The 22,365-nt window shown below is 64.4% G+C and carries 14 protein-coding genes; 2 read left to right on the top strand and 12 right to left on the bottom strand.

What is annotated here, in order from left to right:
* Positions 1-30: 30 nt before the first annotated feature.
* The 12 genes from GU920_RS16265 to GU920_RS16210 form a co-directional block, all read right to left on the bottom strand.
* Positions 31-420, bottom strand: coding sequence for a type II toxin-antitoxin system VapC family toxin (locus GU920_RS16265; protein ID WP_161768177.1), 390 nt, complete (start codon positions 418-420; stop codon positions 31-33).
* The gene (locus tag GU920_RS16260; RefSeq protein ID WP_161768176.1) at positions 417-647 is read right to left on the bottom strand and encodes a type II toxin-antitoxin system Phd/YefM family antitoxin; all 231 of its coding nucleotides are present in this window, start codon (positions 645-647) and stop codon (positions 417-419) included. Before GU920_RS16260 ends, GU920_RS16265 begins: the two co-directional genes overlap by 4 nt.
* A gap of 103 nt (positions 648-750) precedes the next feature.
* Complete coding sequence (gene glnT, locus GU920_RS16255; RefSeq protein WP_161768175.1) at positions 751-2,058, bottom strand: type III glutamate--ammonia ligase; 1,308 nt, start codon at positions 2,056-2,058, stop codon at positions 751-753.
* A gap of 45 nt (positions 2,059-2,103) precedes the next feature.
* Positions 2,104-3,432: an FMN-binding glutamate synthase family protein gene (locus GU920_RS16250; RefSeq protein WP_161768174.1), complete on the bottom strand. Its 1,329-nt coding sequence runs from the start codon at positions 3,430-3,432 to the stop codon at positions 2,104-2,106.
* A 13-nt stretch (positions 3,433-3,445) separates the two neighbouring features.
* Positions 3,446-4,135, bottom strand: coding sequence for a GltB/FmdC/FwdC-like GXGXG domain-containing protein (locus tag GU920_RS16245; protein WP_161768173.1), 690 nt, complete (start codon positions 4,133-4,135; stop codon positions 3,446-3,448).
* 5 nt (positions 4,136-4,140) lie between these two features.
* Entirely contained in the window at positions 4,141-5,037 is an 897-nt protein-coding gene (locus tag GU920_RS16240) for a class II glutamine amidotransferase (RefSeq protein WP_161768172.1), read from the bottom strand.
* Positions 5,038-5,208: 171 nt separating this feature from the next.
* Positions 5,209-5,769, bottom strand: a complete 561-nt coding sequence (locus GU920_RS16235; RefSeq protein ID WP_235933370.1) for a helix-turn-helix domain-containing protein — start codon at positions 5,767-5,769, stop codon at positions 5,209-5,211.
* A 276-nt stretch (positions 5,770-6,045) separates the two neighbouring features.
* On the bottom strand, positions 6,046-6,612 hold the full coding sequence (locus GU920_RS16230; RefSeq protein ID WP_161768170.1) for a sarcosine oxidase subunit gamma: 567 nt from the start codon (positions 6,610-6,612) through the stop codon (positions 6,046-6,048).
* Positions 6,605-9,556 carry a sarcosine oxidase subunit alpha family protein gene (locus GU920_RS16225; protein WP_161768169.1) on the bottom strand — a complete coding sequence of 984 codons (2,952 nt, stop codon included), beginning with the start codon at positions 9,554-9,556 and terminating at the stop codon, positions 6,605-6,607. Before GU920_RS16225 ends, GU920_RS16230 begins: the two co-directional genes overlap by 8 nt.
* Positions 9,553-9,852, bottom strand: coding sequence for a sarcosine oxidase subunit delta (locus GU920_RS16220; RefSeq protein ID WP_161768168.1), 300 nt, complete (start codon positions 9,850-9,852; stop codon positions 9,553-9,555). Before GU920_RS16220 ends, GU920_RS16225 begins: the two co-directional genes overlap by 4 nt.
* A gap of 10 nt (positions 9,853-9,862) precedes the next feature.
* Complete coding sequence (locus GU920_RS16215; protein ID WP_161768167.1) at positions 9,863-11,113, bottom strand: sarcosine oxidase subunit beta family protein; 1,251 nt, start codon at positions 11,111-11,113, stop codon at positions 9,863-9,865.
* A gap of 486 nt (positions 11,114-11,599) precedes the next feature.
* Positions 11,600-19,123, bottom strand: coding sequence for a Hint domain-containing protein (locus GU920_RS16210; protein ID WP_161768166.1), 7,524 nt, complete (start codon positions 19,121-19,123; stop codon positions 11,600-11,602).
* 966 nt (positions 19,124-20,089) lie between these two features.
* Here GU920_RS16210 and GU920_RS16205 point away from each other — a divergent pair.
* Both GU920_RS16205 and ytfQ read left to right on the top strand, forming a co-directional pair.
* The gene (locus GU920_RS16205) at positions 20,090-20,992 is read left to right on the top strand and encodes a LytTR family DNA-binding domain-containing protein (protein WP_161768165.1); all 903 of its coding nucleotides are present in this window, start codon (positions 20,090-20,092) and stop codon (positions 20,990-20,992) included.
* A gap of 312 nt (positions 20,993-21,304) precedes the next feature.
* The gene (ytfQ, locus tag GU920_RS16200) at positions 21,305-22,276 is read left to right on the top strand and encodes a galactofuranose ABC transporter, galactofuranose-binding protein YtfQ (protein WP_161768164.1); all 972 of its coding nucleotides are present in this window, start codon (positions 21,305-21,307) and stop codon (positions 22,274-22,276) included.
* The last annotated feature ends 89 nt before the right edge of the window (positions 22,277-22,365 follow it).

Here is a 22,365-nt window from a genome sequence, read left to right as displayed (position 1 = left end):
TGTATAATTTCATCGGGGACTTCCGGCAAGTCACCAGAAACAGGGAAGGTCCGGCAGGGTTGCAAAGGCGGGGTCTTTGGAGATCAGGAGAAGGCCCGTGACTTCGCAGGTCGCGGCGAGGATGCGGTCGAAGGGATCGCGGTGATCCCATGGCATGGTCGCGGCACGCAGGCAGATGTCGGGCGTCAGGGGGGCGGGACTGCCACCCTGACGGTTGAGAATGGCGGAGAGGTCGTGGACATGACGCTCCATCTCGGGCCATTTGCCGAGGCGCACTTTCTGGCCGATTTCAAAGAAGGTGATGGGGCTGACCTGAACCGAGGTTGCGCCCGTGATCAGGGCGCGGGCGCGGGGGGAGAGGTTTTCGTCACCCGACAGGGACCAGACCCATGCATGGGTGTCGAGGAGGATGGCGGTCAATCGCGGGGCTCCCACCCGTCGAGTTCTTCGGGGGAAAGGGGGGCGAGGAAGTCGGGCGGCGTCCCGAGTTGCCCTGCAAGCAGGCCGAGGTGAAAGCCGCATTGCGGGATCGGAACCAGACGGACGACGGGCTGCGAGTCGCGGGCGATGACGACGTCTTCGCCGGCAAGGGCGGATTCGATCAGGCGCGACAGTTGGGTCTTTGCGGCGTGGATGTTGTATTGCATCGGATTACCCTAGCTAGGCTAGTCCATATAGCGCATCGGGCGGCAAAAAGAAACCCGCCGGATTGCTCCGGCGGGGATGGATGACACGGATGCGGCGCGGGCGTCAGATATCCAGCGTGTTCTCATGCTCCCAGCGGGAGAAGTGAGAGACGTAGCTGTTCCATTCCTGCGTCTTGAGCTTGAGGTAGGCAGAGGAGAATTCCTCGCCCATCATCGCTTTCAGCGTCTTGTCCTTGTCGTATTCGCGCAGCGCATCGAGCAGGTTCAGCGGCAGCTTCGGCGCGCCCTTCACGGTATGGCCCTGCTGATACATGTCGATGTCGTAGCGACGACCGGGATCGGCCTTTGTGCGGACGCCATCAAGGCCAGCTGCGATGATGACGGCCTGCAGGAGGTAGGGGTTGGCCGCGCCATCGGGCAGGCGCAGTTCGAACCGGCCGGGGCCGGGGACGCGGACCATGTGCGTGCGGTTGTTGCCCGTCCATGTCACCGTATTGGGGGCCCATGTCGCGCCGGACGAGGTGCGGGGCGCGTTGATGCGCTTGTAGCTGTTCACCGTCGGGTTGCAGATCGCGGCCAGCGCCGAGGCGTGTTTCATGATCCCGCCGAGGAAGTTGCGGCCCTGATCCGACAGCGACAGTTCCTTCGACGGGTCGGAGAAGGCGTTCTTCTTGCCGTCCAGCGACCAGACCGAGATATGGGCATGGCAGCCCGAGCCGGTGAGGCCCTTGAAGGGTTTCGGCATGAAGGTGGCGCGGAAGCCGTGCTTTTCCGACACCGACTTCACCATGAACTTGAAGAAGCTGTGTTTGTCGGCGGTTTGCAGGGCGTCGTCGTATTTCCAGTTCATCTCGAACTGGCCGATCGCGTCTTCATGGTCGTTCTGGTAGGGTTCCCACCCCATTTCGAGCATGTAATCGCAGATCTCGGAGATCACGTCGTAGCGGCGCATGACGGCCTGCTGATCGTAGCAGGGCTTTTCCGCGGTGTCGTAGATGTCTGACGCGGCGGTGCCTTCGGCGTTGAGGATGAAGAATTCAGGCTCCACCCCCGTCTTGACGCGCAGGCCTTCCTTGGCGGCTTCGGCGATCAGCTTTTCGAGCACGTTGCGCGGGGCCTGATCGACCAGCGCGCCTTCCATCGTGGCGCGGGCGGCAACCCAGGCCACGTCCTTCTTCCACGGCAGTTGAATGACCGAGTCGGGGTCCGGCACGGCCATCAGGTCCGGATGGGCGGGGGTGAGGTCGAGCCAGGTGGCGAAGCCTGCGAAACCTGCCCCTTCCTCGGCCATGTCATTGATCGCCTGCGTCGGCACGAGTTTCGCGCGCTGACCACCGAAAAGATCGGTGTAGGAGATCATGAAGTATTTGACGCCCTTGTCCTTGGCCCATTTGGCGAGGTCTTTGGCCATGTCTAGCTCCCTGTCCTTATTCAGATCGGCTTTGTGCCGTTGTTGTCAGAAACCGCCGTTGCGGCCCGGTATCCAATTGGTGCCCGCCAGCGGGACGCCGGCCATGGCGGCGGCTTCGATGGAGAGGGCGCAGAGGTCTTCGGGTTCGAGGTTGTGGAGGTGGTTCTTGCCGCAGGCGCGGGCGATGGTCTGCGCTTCCAGCGTCATCACCTTGAGGTAGTTCTTCAGGCGGCGGCCGCCGAGAATGGGGTCGAAACGCTTGAAGAGTTCGGGGTCCTGCGTGGTGATGCCGGCCGGATCCTTGCCTTCGTGCCAGTCGTCATAGGCGCCTGCGGTGGTGCCAAGCTTGTTGTATTCCGCCTCATAGGCAGGGTCGTTGTCACCCAGCGCGATGAGGGCGGCGGTGCCGATGGCAACGGCATCGGCGCCCAGCGCCATGGCCTTGGCCACATCGGCCCCGGTGCGGATGCCGCCCGATACGATGAGTTGCACCTTGCGGTGCATGCCAAGGTCTTGCAGCGCCTTCACGGCCTGCGGGATGCAGGCGAGGATGGGCATGCCGACGTTTTCGATGAAGACGTCCTGTGTGGCGGCGGTGCCGCCCTGCATCCCATCGAGCACCACCACATCCGCCCCGGCCTTCACCGCAAGGGCGGTGTCGTAATAGGGGCGCGCGCCGCCGACCTTTACATAGATCGGCTTTTCCCAATCGGTGATTTCGCGCAGTTCGAGGATCTTGATTTCAAGATCGTCCGGCCCAGTCCAATCCGGGTGGCGGCAGGCGGAACGCTGGTCGATGCCTTTGGGCAGGTTGCGCATCTGGGCGACGCGGTCAGAGATTTTTTGGCCGAGGAGCATGCCGCCGCCGCCGGGCTTGGCCCCCTGCCCCACCACGACCTCGATCGCGTCGGCGCGGCGCAGGTCGTCGGGGTTCATGCCGTAACGCGACGGCAGGTATTGGTAGACGAGGGTTTTGGAGTGACCGCGTTCCTCTTCCGTCATGCCGCCATCGCCGGTGGTGGTGGAGGTGCCAGCGGCCGAGGCGCCGCGACCCAAGGCTTCCTTCGCGGGGCCGGAAAGGGCGCCGAAGGACATGCCCGCGATGGTGATGGGAATGTCGAGGTGGATCGGATTCTTGGCATAGCGGGTGCCGAGCCAGACGTCGGTCGCGCATCTTTCACGATACCCTTCCAGCGGGTAGCGCGAGATCGAGGCCCCGAGGAACAGGAGGTCGTCGAAATGCGGCAGCTTGCGCTTCGATCCACCGCCGCGGATGTCATAGATGCCGGTGGCGGCGGCGCGGCGGATTTCGGCGTTGATGTCGTTGGAGAAGGTCCACGACTGCTTGGGCGGCGTACGGGGAAAATCGGACATTCTTCTTGCGGCCTCAGTAGGACGATGCGTTGTCGATATTGAAGGTGTAAAGCTTGCGGGCGGAACCGTAGCGTTTGAATTCCTCGGGTTTCGCCAGATGGTCGGCCTCGCCGCGTTTCAGCAGATCGGCCAGCAGGGCGAGGTGTTCGGGGCGCATTTCTTTTTCGATGCAGTCGGCGCCGAGGGATTTGACCGAGCCGCGCACGAAAAGGCGCGCCTCATAGAGGCTGTCGCCCAGCGCTTCGCCCGCATCGCCGAGGACGACCATGTTGCCCGACTGGGCCATGAAGGCGGACATGTGGCCGATACTGCCATGGACCACGATGTCGATGCCCTTCATCGAAATCCCGCAGCGCGAGGAGGCGTTGCCCTTGATGACGAGAAGGCCGCCGCGCCCGGTGGCGCCTGCATATTGGCTGGCGTCGCCGTCGATGATGACGGTGCCGGACATCATGTTTTCCGCCACGCCCGGGCCGGCAGAGCCCTTCACGCGGACGGTCGCCTGTTTGTTCATCCCGGCGCAGTAATACCCGGTGGAGCCGCGCACGGTGACATCGACGGGGGCATCAAGGCCCACGGCGATGGCATGTGCGCCTTTTGGGTTGATGATTTCCCAGGCGGTCTGGTTCGTCTGGCCCTTGAGGCCATGGAGCGTGGAGTTCAGCGCGCGCAGCCCTTGGGCGGCGAGATCGAATGTCTGCATGGTTCTCAGCGTTCCCAGAAATAGACAGTGGCGGGTTCGGGTTCCCAGACGCGGGCGTTGTCGATGCCCGGCAGGTTGACCATCGCGCGGTATTCGGAGCCGAAGGCCACGTATTGATCGGTTTCGGCCATGACGGCGGGTTTGCAGGCGATCGGATCGCGGACAACGCCAAAGCCGTTTTTTGTGCCGACGACGAAGGTGAAGAAACCGTCGAGGTCGGTCAGCGTGGCCTCCATCGCCTCGCCCAGTTTGGCGCCTTCTTGCAGCTTGTGGCTGATGAAGGCGGCGGCGACTTCGGTGTCGTTTTCCGTCTCGAACGTCATGCCCGCCTGACGCAGCACGCGGCGGACGGAGTTGTGGTTGGAGAGCGAGCCGTTGTGCACGAGGCACTGGTCCGCGCCGGTGGAGAAGGGGTGTGCGCCCATGGTGGTGACGGCGGATTCGGTGGCCATGCGGGTGTGGCCGATGCCATGGGTGCCGGACATGCGCGAGACTTCGAAGCGCGCGGCAACATCTTTGGGAAGGCCGACTTCCTTGTAGATTTCAATGCCTTCGCCCGCCGACATGACCTTTGCCTTGGGGCGCAGATCGCGCATGGCATGGCGTGCGGCTTCCAGCCGATCCTCGGGCAGTTCGAGGACCATGTGGGTGTCCTTGACCACGCCGGTCACCTTGCCCGCGATGGCCTTGCCCAGATCATCGGCCAAGGTCGCAAAATCGGCATCCGGGTTGGCGGATTGCACGGTCAGCTTGGCCTTGCCCTTTTCGGGGCGGCCATAGATGGCGATCCCGGCGCTGTCGGGGCCGCGGTCCGTCATGGTGATGAGCATGTCGGTGAGCATGGCACCGAGTTGCGGTTCCAGCTTGGGGTCTTTCAGGAAAAGACCGACGATTCCGCACATGGCGTCGACTCCTCTGCTTCGTCTGCTTGAGAGGAAGCTAGCATCGAAGGTGTCGCCGCTCAACTGGCAAGAAACTTTTTTAACTGCTGGGCAATGAATTTCTTTGGAACGTGTAAAAAATGGGCAATGCCCGGCATGCCGAGGCAGTGCCGGTTCGATTACGGGCGACTTTCAGGCCTGCGGGTAGCTGATGATCGACAGATAGCGGGCGGGGAGTTTCACGAGCACTTCCGGCCCATGCGGCGCATCGGCATCGAAGAACAGGCTGTCGCCGGGTTCGAGGTGGAAGAGGCTGTCGCCATGGCGATAGGTGACTTCGCCTTCGAGCATGAAGAGAAGCTCGATCCCGTCATGCTGGAAGGCGGGGAAGGTGTCGGACTCGGTGGTCAGGGTGATGATGTAGGGTTCCACCACCACGCCGGAACTGTTCGATCCGATATGACCCAGGAGGTGATACTGATGCCCGGCGCGGGTGCCGCGGCGTTCGATTTCGAGATGTTCGCCTGCCTTGACGTGCTGAACCTCGCGCCGTTCTTCATAGCCCCGGAAGAAGGAGGTGATGGGGGTAGAAAAGGCGTGTGACAGGATCTGCAGGGTGGTGAGCGAGGGCGAAGTGATGCCGTTCTCGATCTTGGACAGCATCCCGATCGAAAGACCGGTCACCGAAGCGAGATCGGCCACGGTCATGCCCTGCTGGCGGCGGAAGGCGCGGACGGAGCGGCCGATGGCCATTTCCAGATTGCGTTCGGCCAGTTCGCGGACGCGGTGGGGATCCTGGCTGAACACCGGTTTGGAGCGGGGGAGAGCAGCGTCGGACGCGGCTTCGGACGCGGTGTCGAGATCTTCCATCACTTCCCCCATAGTGAACATATACGAATGGTTTTTTACTATAGGGAAAAAAGCGCATTGGACAAGTCGGCAAGGCCGTCTGCAAACGGCGGCGCGGCATGTTGGGCCGCGCCCTGTGGCCATGCGGCAGGGAAATGAACCGCGGGACGGGTTGCCAGCCTAGAAGGCCGAGCGCGCGGCGGTTTCCAGAGCGTGGAAGAGCGAGGCCGCCGAAGAGCGGGGGCCGAGCACCGACAGATGGCCCGGCGCGCGGATCACGACGTAGCAGCCCAGATGTTCGATCACCGTCCGGGTGGCCGCGCCGGGGCCATGCGCGCGCAGGTCGAAATTGCAGAGCCGTTCGAACATGGCGGGCAGGTCGGGGGCCGTCACATCGAAGCGCGCCCAAGCGTCGGTCTGTTCGGTGAGGGAGGCGGTTTCGCCGAAATGGGGTTTCAGGATCGCCACGATATCCTCATGCGTGGCGAAGGGCGCCTCTACCATCCACATGTCGGGCGAGAGCCAGAAGGCGGCGAAGGTCGCGCCCTGCGCGGCGTGGCCGGAGCCGGGAAGCGGGATGCCTGCGGTATCCGCGATGTCGGCCACGGCCTTCCCCTCGCCCAGACGGGCGGCGAGGGAGGCAAGCGCCGTGTCGGTGACTTCGGTGATCGTTACGGGGCCGATGGTCACGCTGTGGGGCGTGTCGTGGCCGAGGGGCGTGATCGGGTGCAAGCGATGGTCAGCCACGGAGGCGGTCTCCTTCCGGGTCGAAGAAGTGGGGCGAGACGATTTCCACCTCCACCTCTGTCTTGGCGAGCAGGTTCACGGCGCGCATCTTCTGGCCGATGCGGGCGGTGCCGTTCTTGAGATAGCCCAGCGCGATGGAGGATTTGAGGTGGGGCGAATATACGACGGAGGTGAGCCAGCCGCCATCGTTGGCCGCCACCGGGGCCGCGCCGATATCGAGGAAATGGGAACCTGCGGTGAGCGGTTTTGACGGGTCCACCGGTTTGACGCCGACAAGGCGGAGGCCATCATCCGCGTTCAGCCCTTCGCGTTGCGACAGGACCATGCCGATGCTGTCTTTCTTCTTCGACACCATCTTGCCCAGCCCCATGTTGAGGGCGGTGGTCTGGCCGTTGAGTTCATTGCCCGCGACGTGACCCTTTTCGACGCGCATGACGCCGAGGGATTCGGTGCCATAGGCGACGGCGCCGAACTCTTCGCCTGCCTTCATCATCTCGCGGATCAGGGCATCGCCATAGCGGGTGGGAACGGCGATTTCATAGGCCAGTTCGCCCGAGAAGGAGATGCGGAAGAGCCGCGCGCGCAGGCCGCCACAGACAGTGATGTTGCCGCAGGCCATGTAGGGGAAGGCAGCATCGGAGATGTCCTGATCCACCACCTTTTGCAGCAGTTTGCGTGCATTGGGACCGGCGACGGAGAATTGCGCCCAAGCCTCAGTGGTGGAGATGAGCTGCACGTCCATGTCAGGATAGAGGCATTGGCGGACATATTCGAGGTGGCGGAAGACCGGGACGGCGTTGGCGGTGGTTGTCGTCATCACCCATTCGTTTTCGCCCATGCGGGCGGTGGTGCCGTCATCCATGACGATGCCATCCTCGCGCAGCATCAGGCCGTAGCGGACCTTGCCGATGGGGAGGGTGGAGAAGGTGTTGGCGTAGACGCGATCGAGGAAGGCGCCTGCGTCGCAGCCCTGAATGTCGATCTTGCCCAAGGTGGTGACATCGCAGATGCCGACGGAGGCGCGGGTTTGCAGAACCTCGCGGTCCACGGATTGGCGCCATGTGGTCTCACCCGCCTTGGGGAACCATTGGGCGCGGAGCCACATGCCCACCTCGACGAAGATCGCGCCTTGTTCGGCGGCCCATTTGTGGCTGGGCGTCAGGCGGGTGGGTTTGAATTCAGGCCCGCGCGAGCGACCTGCGAGGGCACCCATGGCGACGGGGGTGTAGGGCGGGCGGTAGATGGTCGTGCCGGTCTGCGGGATGGAGCGGCCGGTGAGTTCGGCCATGATCGCAAGGCCGAGGATGTTGCCGGTCTTGCCCTGATCCGTTGCCATGCCCAGCGTGGTGTAGCGTTTCAGGTGTTCGACGGAGGTGAAGTTTTCCTGTTTCGCCAGTTTGACATCCTTCACGGTGACGTCGTTCTGCTGGTCGATCCAGGCCCGCCCCTTGCCTTCGCCGACATACCAGAAGGGGGTGAGGTTGAGGGGGGCGTCCTCGGCCTTTGGCAGGTCGGGGGTGTGGGTTTTGAGGCCCAAGGCTTCAAGCGCGGCATTGGCCTGGGCAGCGCCTGTTTGCAGGGCGGCATGGGTGGAAAGCGCGCCTGCGGCTGCCCCTGCGGCAGTCAGGTTCTTCGGGCCGCCGGTGGGGGGCGTGAAGGCGTGGATCGCGTCGTTCCAGACCGGGCGGCCGCGGTGGTGGCTGGCGATGTTGAGGTTCGGGTTCCAGCCACCCGAGACGCCGAGGGCGTTGACGGAGAGGGTTTCCGAACGACCGTTCGCGTGGCGGATGGTGATGGATTTCAGGCCGAGTTTGCCTTTCGTGTCGATCACCTGCGCGCCTTTGAGGTGGCGGATACCGGGGAGGAGGTCGCCTTCCTGCCGCGTGTCGATGACGGCGGCGATGTCGATGCCCTTGGCTTGCAGGTCGGTCGCGGTGCGCAGGCCGTCATCATTGTTGGTGAAGACGGCGACGCGGTCGCCCACGGCCACGGCGTAGCGGTTGGCATAGGTGCGCAAGCTTCCTGCGAGGAGGATGCCGGGGCGGTCGTTGTTCTCGAACGCGATGGGGCGTTCGGTGGCGCCTGCGGCGAGGATCGCGTGGGCCGAATAGATGCGCCAGAGGATCTGGCGCGGCTTGCCGGGGGCCGGGATGGGGAGGTGGTCGGAGACGCGTTCGACGGCGGAATAGATGCCGTGGTCCATCGCGCCCAGCACGGTGGTGCGGGGCATGAGGCGGACGTTGGGCATCTGCGCCAGCGTGCGGACGGTATCTTCGGCCCAGTCGGCGCCGGAATGGTTGCCGACGGTGAGGGTTTCGGCGTTGAGGCGGCCGCCCATGCGGAAATCTTCATCCGCAAGGATGACGCGCGCGCCGGCGCGGGCGGCGGTGAGGGTGGCCATCAGGCCTGCGGGGCCAGCGCCGATGATGAGGATGTCGCAGTGGAGGAAGCCCTTGTCGTATTGATCGGGGTCTTCTTCGCGGGTCAGCGAGCCGAGGCCTGCGGCGCGGCGGATGATGGGTTCGTAGATCTTTTCCCAGAAGGCCGCGGGCCACATGAAGGTTTTGTAGTAGAAGCCTGCGGCGAAGAAGGGCGACAGGCGGTCGTTGATCCCCATGAGATCGAATTTGAGCGAGGGGAAGCGGTTCTGGCTGTTGGCTTCCAGACCGTCGAAGAGTTCCGCAACGGTGGCGCGGGTGTTGGGTTCCTGCCGCGCGCCGGTGCGCAGTTCGACGATGGCATTGGGTTCTTCGGACCCCGCCGAAAGCGGGCCGCGCGGGCGGTGGTATTTGAAGCTGCGCCCCATCAGGCGGACGCCGTTCGCCAGCAGGGCAGAGGCCAGCGTGTCACCCGGATGGCCCGTATAGGGGTGGCCGTCGAAGGTGAAGCGGAGCGTTTTCGTGCGGTCGATCTGGCCGCCCTTGATGCGGTTTTCTTGCGTCATTTGCTGCGCCCCCGGCTGCGGGCCACATCGCGGGCGAATTCGACCTTGGTGATTTCATGCGTCACGGTGTTGCGGGTGACGACGAGCCATGACCGGTCGCCCTGTTCGTGGAACCAAAGCTCGCGGTGTTCGCCTGCGGGGTTGTCGCGCAGGTAGAGGTAATCGTGGAAGGCGTCCTGCGCGGCGGTGGCGTCAGGGAAGGCCATGCCATCGGGCCGGTCGATCAGGGCGGCGTCGCCAAGATAGGTGAATTCCTGCGCGTCGCGGGGGCCGAGGAGGGGGTGGTTGATGATCATCTGCTTGCCCTCAGTGCAGGTTGGGCTGCGCGCCCTGCCCTTTTTCGTCGATCATCAGCCCCTTGCGGAAGCGATCAAAGCGATAGGCGGTGGCGGTGGGATGGGGTTGATCGGTGGCGAGGAGATGCGCGAAGCACCAGCCGGAGGCGGGGGTGGCCTTGAAGCCGCCATAGCACCAGCCGCCGTTGAAATAGAGGCCGTCGATATCGGTCTTGTCGATGATGGGGCTGCCATCCATCGACATGTCCATGATCCCGCCCCATGAGCGCAGCAGGCGGGCGCGGCCGATCATGGGGATGAGGGACATGCCGCCTTCGGCCACGTCTTCGACCACCGGCATGTTGCCGCGCTGGGCGTAGGAGTTGTAGCCGTCGATATCGCCGCCGAACACAAGACCGCCCTTGTCGGACTGGCTGACGTAGAAATGGCCTGCGCCATAGGTCATGACACCGTCGATGAGGGGTTTGAGGCCTTCGGATACGAAGGCCTGCAACACATGGGATTCGATGGGCAGGCGCATGTTCACATGGCTCATGACCTTGGACGAATTGCCCGCCACGGCGACGCCCACCTTCTTCGCGCCGATGAAGCCGCGCGTGGTGTCAACGCCCGTCGCGCGGCCTGCTTCCGTGCGGATGCCCGTGACTTCGCAGTTCTGGATCAGGTCCACGCCGCGCTGGTCTGCGCCGCGCGCATAGCCCCAGGCCACGGCGTCGTGGCGGACGGTGCCGCCGCGCCGCTGCATCAGCGCACCCTTGATGGGGAAGCGGGCGTTGTCGAAATTTAGGAAGGGATACATTGCGCGAACCTGATCGCGGTTCAGCAGTTCCGCATCGGCCCCGTGCAGGATCATGGCGTTGCCGCGACGGGTATAGGCATCGCGCTGGGCATCGGTGTGGTACAGGTTGATGATCCCGCGCTGGGACACCATGGCGTTGTAGTTGAAGTCTTGTTCCAGACCTTCCCAGAGTTTCAGGGAAAACTCGTAGAAGGGTTCGTTCCCATCAAGCAGATAGTTGGAGCGGATGATGGTCGTGTTGCGCCCCACATTGCCGCCGCCGAGATAGCCCTTTTCCAGCACGGCGATGCGGGCCTGTTTGAATTCCTTGGCCAGATAGTAGGCCGTGGCCAGACCATGGCCGCCGCCGCCGATGATGATGTAATCATAGGAAGATTGCGGTTCTGGGTCGCGCCATGCGGGTTTCCATCCCTTGTGGCCGGTGAGGGCCTCGGCGATCACACGGAAGCCGGAATAGCGCATCGGTACAGTCCATTCTGATGCGGGCCTTGCGGTCTGCGGCCCAGCGAACACTCCGCCGGAATATGCGCCGGGGCGCGCGAAAACCTCCATCCATTCCCGCCACGCAACCGCCCATATCCGACAGCAGCGATGATCCGCGCCCGGGCGGTTGGGATGTTTGGGCGGGGAGATCAGAACACCCAGCGACCGCTGAACAGAAAGCCCAGCAGGAAGCCCAGAACGATCAGGCTTCCCCGCGACAGCACGGGCAGAATGACGCGGGTCGCCGCGAACAGGGCTTTTGCAAACTGGGCTGACAGAATTGCCCCCTTCCTGCGCAGAGCATGGCTGCGGAACTGCCTTGGCAGATTTGCGCAGCTGGCGGCGGAAGTGCAGGGCGAAAGGTTGGGCCCGTGATCAGACCTTTGGCAGGGACAGGGTTGGCAAAAGGTCGGATGGGGCGGCGGACCCCGGTTCGGGGTCCGCTCGTCTGGTTCGTTGCGACGCTTATTCTGCGGCGCGGGTCACGCCGTCGCCAAAGATCGTGTCGCGGGCGACGCGCGCTTCGGCGGCGGTGAGGCTGCGGCGGGCCGATGGGCCATAGGCGGCGAAATCCATGTCTTCCAGCTGCGGGAAGAGCGACAGGATTTCTTCGCGTGCGGCTTCGGCCAGCGCACCCCAGCCGACATGGCCGGGATGGAAGCTTTCCGACGGTGCACCTTCGGCGTAGACGATTTCATGCGCGTCGAAGAGCATGTGGAAGTATTCCACCTGATCCACCTCTTCGGCACGGATCGTCTGGTCATTGACCAGCATCTTGGCGGCCACCAGCACCTCGGGTTCGTCGAACAGAAGTTCGGCTTGCCAACCGGACACAAGCATACGGTGCTGCGGCGACACGCGCAGGGTGCGGGTGTTGCCGAGGGTGCCTGCCTCGATCACGATCGGGGCAAAGCGGCCCTTGCCGGCGACGGTGCTGGACCCGATCCAACGGATCGGCTGATAGCCGTGGTCCATGGTCAGAACCAGATCGCCCGCGGCGAGATCTTCGATCGCCTTTTCGCCTTCCGCCGTCAGGATGCGGCTGCCCCGGGTGAAGCAGACAACGGCGGTGTTTTCGACGTTGAGCAGATCGCCCGCCACCGCCGCGCCGCCGTTCTGGATGCGCAGACCCGCCGCCCCTTGCAGGACGCCATCCGCCTGATCGGCGCGGAGCCATTCCAGCGGGTTGTCGAAGGTCGCGCCCGGATTGGCCGCGTTATAGGCGGCGAGGTTCGCCTCGTTGTAGAAGCCCGACAGATCGACAAAGTCGTTGTCATCGGTCGTTGCGCCATCGGTGCCCTGGATGCCGGTGGTGGCATCGAAGTCGGTGATGGTGTCGGTGCCTTCGGCAACGAAGAGGTCTGCCCCGATGCCACCGACCATGAGGTCGGCCCCGCCCCCCCCTGCCAGACGGTCGCGGCCTTCGCCACCCTGCAGGGTGTCGTTGCCGGTGCCGCCTGTCAGCGTGTCATTGCCTGCGTCGCCTGACAGCGAGTCGTTGCCGATGCCGCCGTCGATGCTGTCATCGTCCAGCCCGCCGAAGATGACATCGTTCCCGGCATCGCCGATCAGGGTGTCGTTGTCGTCACGCCCGAAGATGGTGTCGTTGCCCTCACCGCCGCGGATCGTGTCTTCGTTGTTGCTGACTAGCGGATCGCTGCCGTCATTGGGCAGATCGGCCGCGGTTTCGGTTGTGGACCCGCCATAGAGCAGATCATTGCCGACCCCGCCATCGACACTGTCATCGCCTTCTTCCGCGATGATGGTATCGTCGCCCTGCCCGCCGAGGATGGTGTCATCATCCACGCCCGCGTCGATGGAGTCATTCCCATCGCCGCCGTCGATCAGATCGGCATCGTCGCCCGTCAGGATCGTATCATTGCCGATACCGCCGAACACGGTGTCACGGTCATCGTTCGGGTTGGGATCGGACAGGGCGCCCGCCTCATCAGGGACCGCCGCCGTGGCGCGGGTGTTGATGAGGTCATTCCCGGCACCGCCGATGACCTGATCCCGACCGTCCCCTCCAAGGACACTGTCGTTTCCGTCGCCACCGTCGATCTGATCGTCACCCTCATTGCCGGCAAGGCTGTCATTGCCATCGCCGCCCTGGATCGTGTCATTGCCGAGGTTGCCTTCGACCGTGTCATCGCCGCCACCGCCGATGATGCTGTCATTGCCCTGGCCGCCCTGCAGGCTGTCGGCATCGTCGCCGCCATCCAGCGTGTCGTTGCCCGGACCGCCGATGAGCGTGTCACGCCCTTCGTTGCCGGTGACGCTGTCATCGCCATCCCCGCCGGTGAGCCGGTCGTCGCCTGCGCCACCAGCGAGCGTGTCGTTCGCGGCACCGCCATCCATGGTGTCGTTGCCGTCACCACCCGACAGAAGATCGCGCCCGTCGCCGCCATAGACGGAGTCGTTCCCCGAACCCGCATCGACGGTGTCGTTGCCTGCGCCTGCATCCAGCGTGTCGTTCCCGGCCCCGCCGAGGATGCTGTCATTGCCGCCATTTGCGGTGACGAGGTCGTCATCGGCACCGGCGTCGATGATGTCGTTGCCGGCACCGGTCGTGATGGTGTCGTTGCCACCATTCGTGCCGATGTCGATGGGACCATTGGCCCCCGCCCCGTTGACGGTATCGCCCGCAGACCCGGTGAGGACCCGTTCGATTTCCGCGAAGGTGACGTCGATCCCCGCATCGCCGTCCAACCCGTTGACGGTGCCGTTTTCCGGGTTGGCATCGAAGTTCACCGTCTGTGCCGTGGTGCCCGCGGAGAGATCGAGCAGATCGCCCGCATCACCATTGGCCGCATCATCCGGGTTTCCATCCGTGCCGTCGCTGCCGCCAAAGATCTGCGCGGCGAGGTTCGGATCAGAGGCATCGACGGTGAACACGTCATCGCCAGAGTTGCCGCTGGCTGTATCGGCCCCGCCGACGGTGATGTCGTCATCGCCCGCGCCGCCGACCACGCTGTCGGCCCCGGCCCCGCCTTGCAGCGTGTCGGACCCTGTGCCGCCTTGCAGCGTGTCATTGCCTGCACCACCTTCGAGACTGTCGGCTTCGGTCCCGCCATCCAGCAGGTCGTTGCCGATGCCACCCAGCAGGGTGTCGGTGCCTTCGCCGCCGGTCAGCGTGTCATTGCCGTTGCCGCCCGACAGGCTGTCGGCGCCTTCGTCGCCGGCAAGCGTGTCGTCGCCAAGATCGCCCGCAAGCGTATCGTCGCCCGCGCCACCGATGACGCTGTCATTGCCGACATTGCCGGTGAGGCTGTCATTGCCGGTGCCGCCATCGACGGTGTCATCACCCTGGCCGGCATCGACCGTGTCATTGCCCTGACCGGCAGCGATCGTGTCGTTCAGGCCATCGGCGCCGTCGATCTGATCGCCCTGGTTGTCCCGGAACGGCGTGCCGCCCGCACCCGAGGTGGGCGTCATCAGATCGCCCGCCGTGGTGCCATCGACCACGCCGTTGCTGTCCAGAAGGACGCGCTCGATTTCCGAGAAGGCGATGGTGACGGTCTGGCCGCCGCCGTTCTGATAGCTGGCCGTGCCGCTTTCCGCGCCGGAGAAGGCGACGGTGGCATTGGTCAGGCCGCGCAGATCGAGGACGTCACCGTTCCCGCCATTCGTCGGATCGGTCAGGTCTTCGCCCGCCTCGCCGCCGATGACGGTGATGCTTGCGTTGCCCGACAGGGCCGGGTTGACGCGGAATTCGTCGTCGCCATCCCCGCCATCGGCCCGGTCGCCCGCGCCGACGATGATGTCATCGTCATTGCCGCCCCCGAAGAGGCTGTCATTGCCTTCGCCGCCGGTCAGCGAGTCAGACCCGGCATTGCCCGACAGCGTATCTGCCCCTGCCCCGCCTTCGAGCGTGTCATTGCCCACATCGCCGATCAGGTCATCCGCGCCATCGCCGCCCCGGAGCAGATCCTGCCCTTCGCTGCCGACAAGGATATCGTTCCCTGCACCGCCATCGACAACATCATCGCCCTGCCCCGCAATGATCGAGTCGTCCCCGCCATCACCGTTGACCGAGTCGTTGCCCGCAGCGGCAAGGATGGTGTCGTTCCCGCCACCGCCAAGGAGGGTATCGTTGCCCTCTTCGCCGTTGAGGTTGTCGGCCTCGTCGCCGCCATCGAGCAGGTCATTGCCCGAACCGCCGAACAGCGTGTCGCGCCCTTCGTTGCCCGACAGGGTGTCATCGTCATCCCCGCCGACAAGGCGATCATTGCCTGCACCGCCTGCCAGCGTGTCGCGCCCGGCATCGCCGTTGAGCGTATCGTCGCCGATACCCCCGCTCAGGCTGTCATCGCCCGCGCCGCCCGACAACACATCGTTGCCCGCGCCGCCATCGAGCGTGTCAGCCCCGGTGTTGCCGATCAGGCTGTCATCGCCCGCGCCACCGGCCAGCACGTCGTTGCCGGTGCCACCATCCACGGTGTCATTGCCCTGACCTGCATCCACGGTGTCATTGCCCGCGCCTGCGGCGACACTATCGTTCAAGCCATCGGCCCCGTCGATCTGGTCGCCCTGCGGATCGGTGAAGGGCGCGCCACCCGGGCCGCTGGTCGGCGTCATCAGATCGCCGCCACCCGTGCCATCGACCACGCCATCGGCGCTGGTCAGCACCGTCTCGATTTCCGAGAAGTTGATCGTGACAAGCTGGCCCGATGTGTTGCGATAGGTCGCCGTGCCGCTTTCAGACGTGCCGCTGATCGGATCAGGATTGGTGTAGACCACCGCCACATCCGTCAGGCCACGCAGATCGAGCACATCTCCAATGCGCCCGGCAGGGTTGTTGGTGGGATCAATCACCGCTTCTTCGACCGTTTCGCCACCGATCACGGTGATCGGCGCCGCGCCGGCAAGCGTGGGGTCGATGGTGAATTCATCGTCACCCGCGCCGCCCTGGGCCACGTCGCCGGCGGCGGCCACGATGTCATCGTCGCCATCGCCCCCGATCAGCGAGTCATTGCCCGCGCCGCCCTGCAGCGTATCGGCCCCCTCACCGCCCGACAGCGTATCCGCGCCATCGCCGCCGATCATGCTGTCATTGCCGGTGCCGCCGCCGATGCTGTCAGCGCCGTCGCCGCCATTCAGCGTGTCGTTCCCGCCGTCGCCCGCCAGGGTGTCGTTCCCGGTGCCGCCGACGATGCTGTCCTGACCATCGCCGCCGGTGAGCCGGTCGTCATTCGCGCCGCCATCCAGCGTATCGTCGCCGGTGCCGCCGTTCAGCGTATCGTTGCCGTCATTGCCGGTCAGGCTGTCGTCATCTGCACCGCCGTCGAGGCTGTCATTGCCCTGATCACCCGCAAGCGTATCTTCGCCTTCGTTGCCCTGCAGCGTGTCGTCGCCACTGCCCCCATCGACCGAGTCGTCACCGCCGCCCGCGGCGATGGAATCGTTTCCGCCGCCACCAGCGACGGTATCGTCGCCTGCACCCGTGTTGAGGCTGTCATTGCCCGAACCGCCGGTTACCGTGTCGTTGCCCGACCCGGTATCCACCACGATGGGGCCATTGGCGGCGCCGCCATTGATCGTGTCATTGCCGGAACCGGTGAGCACGCGCTCGATCTCGGCAAAGCCGATGTCGGTTGCTGCATCGCCATCCAAGCCGTTGACGGTGCCGGTTTCGGGGTTGGTCCCGTAGGTCACCACCTGGCCCGACGTGCCGGAAGACAGATCGAGGATATCGCCGGCATCGCCATTGGCGGCATCTTCGGGCTGGCCCGAGGTGGCGTCGCCATTGCCGTCGATGGTGGCGTTGATGTCGGTTGCCGGATCGGTGGCATCGACGGTAAAGACGTCGTCGCCTGCCCCGCCAGAAGCGGTATCCGCGCCGCCGACGGCGATATCGTCATCCCCCGATCCGCCGTTCAGCGCGTCATTGCCGGCCCCGCCGACAAGCGTGTCTGCACCTTCATCGCCGTTGATGACATCGTTGCCGATGCCACCCGTGATGCTGTCAGCACCCGTGCCGCCAAACACGGTGTCATTGCCCTGACCCGCATCGACCCTGTCATTGCCTGCGCCCGCGGCGATGGTGTCGTTCAGTTGTGCGCCGTCCAGCTGGTCGCCCTCGGCATCGACAAAAGGCGTGCCGCCGGGCCCGGAGGTGGGCGTGATCACATCGTTGCCTGCGGTGCCGTCAACAACCCCGTTGGTATCGCGCAGGACACGTTCGATTTCAGAGTAGTTGATCGTGACCGTCTGATTGAGGTTGTTTACAAACGTGGCCACGCCGCTTTCGGCCCCTGTGGGCGTAACGGTAACCCCCGTCAGACCGCGAAGGTCGAGCACGTCCCCGGCGCCCCCGTTCGTGGGATCGGACAGGTCTTCGCCGGTTTCACCGCCAATCACCGTGATGGTGGCGTTACCCGTCGTCGTGGGGTCCACGCGGAATTCATCATCCCCCGAGCCGCCTTCGGCACGGTCGCCACTGGACACGATCAGATCGTCGTCGCCATCATTGCCGGCGAGGTTGTCACTGCCTTCGCCACCGGCCAGAACATCGGATCCGGCCCCGCCCGTAAGCGTATCGTTCCCGCTGCCGCCAGAGAGTGCGTCGTTCCCGGCATCGCCGTTGATCTGATCGTTGCCGGCATCGCCGTTGAGCGTATCGTTGCCTGCACCGCCAAACAGATGGTCGTTCCCGTCACCGCCGTTCACGGTGTCGTTCCCGACGCCGGGGGTCGCTGGTGCCGTGCTGACAACCCAGCTGTCGGTCAGGGCGTCATAGTTGATTTCGGGATGCGTGGTGATGCGGCCAAGGAAGGTGTAGGTCTCCCCCACCGTCAACGGCTTGTCCGTCACGAAGCCGACGGTGTTGTTGCCTTCCAGTTCGACAGCATAGACGTTGATGATCGTCCCGTCCGAGGCGCGGACGCAGTAGGCATATTCGGGCGTGAACCGCTTGCCTTCGGGTTCGGAAATGCCATTGAGGGTGATGGGCTTGGCCAGCACCTGATCGCCGTCGCCATCGTCGAACTTCTTGTCATCGTCGTTGACCCCGACCGCCACAGGCACCGCGTTGCTGTTGATGCGGAAGGTGGAGCCGGCGACATCCTCTTCGCCGCTGGCATCATCCGGGAAGGGGAAGTCATTCTTGCCCAGGTTGGTGACGGTGACCTGGTCAAGCTGCCAGACGAGGAGCGTGTGTTTTGCACCGGGTACTGGCGCGACGGTCTGTTCCACCGGGCCGACGCTGGTGGCACTGTCATCGCCGTAAAGGACATCGTCGCCGACGCCGCCTTCGACCAGGTCATCGCCCGCGCCGCCGGTGATCGTGTCGGCGCCTTCGCCGCCGCCGATCTGGTCATTGCCGACACCGCCGTTCAGGACGTCGGCACCCGTGCCGCCGTCAACCGTATCATTGCCCTGACCGGCGTTCACGGTATCGTTGCCCGCGCCGGCCGCGATCACATCGTTAACACCGTCTTTGCCATCGACCTGATCCAGCTGCGGATCGGTGAAACCGGGGTTCATCAGATCAGCCCCGCTGGTCCCGTTCACCACCCCATCTGCCGCAGGTGGCGTGACAAGCTTGCCGCCGCCGTCGATCGCGCCATCCTTGAAGAAGGTGATGTTGGTGTTGATCGTGCCGGTGACGACCGACAGCAGATCGGGGCCACCGTTGGGATAGATCAGGTATTGATCGCCGCCGCTCTGGACGAGGAGCACGGGGTAATCGACCAGCAGCCCGGTGACCAGCGCGCTCATCTTCCCGACGCCAAGGACACTGGCATTGTGCAGATCGGGAATGGCATCGAGCAGGCCGAACACGCCATCGGGGTTGTTGTGGTCGATCGTCTCGCCCCGGGTGATCAGGCCGTTGTTGTTCGGATCATCCGCGTTGAGCGTTCCCGACTGCGTCAGCACCTGACCCAGGTTCAAGGTCAGGTTGATGGTTTGCGTCGTTGCCGTGCTGAAGTTCAGCTGGATCAGGGCGGCAAGCGGTTGGATTGCGGTGCTGTTGATCTGGAAGGCCATGGTGTATCTCCATTCTCTCGCGCCTGGGCCGGGCCCGGCGGATCAATTCAAAGGGGGCGAAACGCGGGGAAGGCTGCGGGCGCGCTGGCGGCAGCGGGGCAACCGGCCGACCAGCGTCGGCAGCCGGTGGAGGGCGCAGACGCGGGCCACGCGTGGCCTAGGCGGACGCGGCGCGCGACATGCCGTGCCAAGTGCGGGCCGCCGAGCGCCGAGCGCGCGGACCGCGCCGCAAGGCGCCACAGCGTGGCCTGTCTTTCGGGATGGAGATTGCGGGCGGCATCATGCCCGTCCGCATAAGTGTGACCGCACGCCTGTCGCGGCGGTAGGAAGAACGAGGGCATGGCAGCTGCCTTTACTGATTACACACACACTGTCCCCTAAGCTGCCTTCCAGACCCGCCAGGATGCCGCCGCGTGCCCCCATCCCGCCTTGCACCGGAGCAGACCCGGCCAAATTGCGAGAAACGCAGCGCATCGGAGGCGACGGACAGCCGTCAAAGACCGATACAATTGAAACTGTTAGAGGTTTCTTCGGAATTCGTGGCGCGCTCAGTCGAAAACGGGGAAAAAACCCGTCGAAATGTCGGCAACGTCGGTTGGCGCCAGTCACCAGGCACGAAGTACTGCTTGCGACCCGTGGACAACGCCATTGGCGCCGCCATATTGTTTCCGATGTGCGTGGACGGCCATTGGTGGCGGGAAATTGTGACTCGCCCCACTGCCTTTGGCGGAAGCGGACCTTCGCGCCCTGCGCTGTGGCTGTTCTGGAGCGGTCAGACCCGTTGGTGCGGTGTAAAGGAAGCGCCGGGTTGCGGTGGCAAATGCCGTAATCGAGAACTGTGGGTTGAGTTTGTTAGGGTGTGAGTAGCCTATGAGTGAGCAGCGCAGCATTGTTTCTAACGCGCATGTGGTTTCTGCGTTTGGAACGAGCTTTTTCATACGCAGTGATTCGGCCGCGGATTACGTTTTGCACCCGGTTTTTCTGCGGTTCGCGATCCTTTGTGTCGGCATCCATGCCCTGCTGGACGAAAGCCATGCCACTGATCGCCTGATCGGTTGGCAGTTGCCGGTGCTATGGCTTTCCATGGCCCTGGCGGTGATCCTTGGCTATGTGCTGATCGGCGGGTGGATGCTGCACCTTTTTCGCAAGCGCCATGTCCGGCGGCTTTACACGCCGTTCATCCTGTTGCCGATCGTGATGATTGCCGAGATGACGCGGCAGGGTGTCGTGGTTCTGCTCCAGGCGGGGGATTGGCTGCCTGTCCCGATCTTTCTGATGTCCGTGACGCAAGATTTTCTGGTGCTTCTCCTTATGGACATGATGCATGTGCAGTTCGTGGTGCCCCAGCACCCGCTGGCGCAGGTCGAACAACAGGCAGAGACACCAGCGCCCGCAGGATCGCGGCAGCAATCCCCGCCGGTCGAGGCTGCGCGTCCGCAAGAGATGCGGCAGGCCGTGCCATCATCGGGCGAACCCGACCGGTTGCCGGGGGACGCGACCAGCGAGCCGCCCGTGGCACCTGATGCCTTTGCAGACCGCACCATCGTACGGATCGCGGATCGCGTCTTTACGATAAGCGAAATCCAATCGGTGCGGACGGAAGACCATTATCTGAACGTGGTCACACGCACGGCGCGCAGCATGGTGCGGGCAAAGCTGTCAGATGTCGCGGCACTGCATGACGGGCGGTACGGCGTGCAGGTGAACCGGTCGCAATGGGTGGCGTTTTCGGCCATCGCATCGGTGCGTGACGAGGAGAACGGTCAGATCACGCTTGAGCTTGTGAACGGCGACAGCGCGACTGTGTCCCGCACGCGGCGGCTGATGTTCATGCAGCTGTTCAACACGCAGCGGGCGCGGGAGCCGTAACGGGGGCGCGAATCATGCGCGGCGCGGGCCAGGGAACGCCGGGTTTGCGCATGGCTGGGACGCGCCCGCGCCGGGTGTCAGGTCGGGCCAGGCGCCGGAAGTTGCCCTGGCAAGACCCCGGCCCGCGTTGCGCTGCAGCATTCGGCAGGTGTCTGAAACTGTTTCACGATTGCGGATGCGGGCGCCCGGCAGGGCTGCCATGCTGCAGAGCAGCGACCGCCCCCGGACAGAATTCTTGCATATAGTATTACTTTTGCTACCGTAAAGAGAGCCACCTGAGGAGAGTGGCATCGACATCCAAGGGAGGAATAGATGAAGGGAATCAAGACTCTCGCGCTTGGCGCGGGACTGGGAAGCCTGTTGCTTTCCGCAGCGTGGGCGGAAGGATTGGACGGCAAGGTGATCGGCTTCTCGCAGATCGGATCGGAATCCGGCTGGCGCGCGGCAGAGACGAGCGTGACCAAGGCCGAGGCGGAAGCGCGGGGGATCGACCTGAAGTTCGCCGACGCGCAGCAGAAGCAGGAAAACCAGATCAAGGCCATCCGGGGCTTTGTCGCGCAGGGCGTGGACGCGATCCTTGTGGCGCCTGTCGTGGCGACCGGCTGGGAGGAAGTGCTGACCGAGGCGAAGGAAGCCAACATCCCGGTCGTGTTGCTGGACCGCGGGATCGAGGCGCCGGAAGACCTGTACCTGACATCGGTCGCGTCGGATCAGGTGGTGGAAGGCCGGGTCGCGGGCGAGTGGCTGGTGGCCGCGGTCGGCGACAAGCCGTGCAATGTGGTGGAACTGCAGGGGACGGTCGGTTCGTCGCCCGCGATCAACCGCAAGCAGGGCTTTGAAGAGGCCCTCGCGGGCAAGGACAACCTGGCGATCATCCGCAGCCAGACCGGCGATTTCACCCGCTCCAAGGGCAAGGAAGTGATGGAAGGCTTCCTGAAGGCCGAAGGCGGCGGCGCGAATATCTGTGCCGTCTACGCCCATAATGACGACATGGCGGTGGGCGCGATCCAGGCGATCAAGGATGCCGGGCTGAAGCCCGGGGCGGATATTCTGGTTGTGTCGATCGACGCTGTGCCAGACATCTTTTCCGCCATGGCGACGGGCGAGGCCAATGCAACGGTGGAACTGACGCCGAACATGGCCGGCCCGGCCTTTGACGCGCTGCAGGCCTATTGGGATGCGGGCACGGTGCCGCCGAAATTCATCATCACGGAAAGCAAGCTCTATACCCCGACCGACGATCCGCAGGGGGAGTATGAGCGTCGTAAAGACCTCGGATACTAAGGTTTCCTCCCCGAGGCGCCGCCGGGCGCGGGTTTGCCCCCGCCCGGCGGAATTGCGTTATCCGCCGGATCGGCGGACAGTGAGATGAT

This window comes from Paragemmobacter ruber (assembly GCF_009908315.1).
GTDB classification, from domain to species: domain Bacteria; phylum Pseudomonadota; class Alphaproteobacteria; order Rhodobacterales; family Rhodobacteraceae; genus Paragemmobacter; species Paragemmobacter ruber.
This window is presented reverse-complemented; position numbering and strand designations above follow the sequence as displayed.

What these genes read in the sequence shown, in the direction of transcription:
- GU920_RS16260 (WP_161768176.1), bottom strand. Translation starts at nt 647, where the DNA reads ATGCAATACAACATCCACGCCGCAAAGACCCAACTGTCGCGCCTGATC.
- glnT (WP_161768175.1), bottom strand. Translation starts at nt 2,058, where the DNA reads ATGGCCAAAGACCTCGCCAAATGGGCCAAGGACAAGGGCGTCAAATAC.
- GU920_RS16250 (WP_161768174.1), bottom strand. Translation starts at nt 3,432, where the DNA reads ATGTCCGATTTTCCCCGTACGCCGCCCAAGCAGTCGTGGACCTTCTCC.
- GU920_RS16245 (WP_161768173.1), bottom strand. Translation starts at nt 4,135, where the DNA reads ATGCAGACATTCGATCTCGCCGCCCAAGGGCTGCGCGCGCTGAACTCC.
- GU920_RS16240 (WP_161768172.1), bottom strand. Translation starts at nt 5,037, where the DNA reads ATGTGCGGAATCGTCGGTCTTTTCCTGAAAGACCCCAAGCTGGAACCG.
- GU920_RS16235 (WP_235933370.1), bottom strand. Translation starts at nt 5,769, where the DNA reads ATGGCCATCGGCCGCTCCGTCCGCGCCTTCCGCCGCCAGCAGGGCATG.
- GU920_RS16225 (WP_161768169.1), bottom strand. Translation starts at nt 9,556, where the DNA reads ATGACGCAAGAAAACCGCATCAAGGGCGGCCAGATCGACCGCACGAAA.
- GU920_RS16220 (WP_161768168.1), bottom strand. Translation starts at nt 9,852, where the DNA reads ATGATCATCAACCACCCCCTCCTCGGCCCCCGCGACGCGCAGGAATTC.
- GU920_RS16215 (WP_161768167.1), bottom strand. Translation starts at nt 11,113, where the DNA reads ATGCGCTATTCCGGCTTCCGTGTGATCGCCGAGGCCCTCACCGGCCAC.
- GU920_RS16210 (WP_161768166.1), bottom strand. Translation starts at nt 19,123, where the DNA reads ATGGCCTTCCAGATCAACAGCACCGCAATCCAACCGCTTGCCGCCCTG.
- ytfQ (WP_161768164.1), top strand. Translation starts at nt 21,305, where the DNA reads ATGAAGGGAATCAAGACTCTCGCGCTTGGCGCGGGACTGGGAAGCCTG.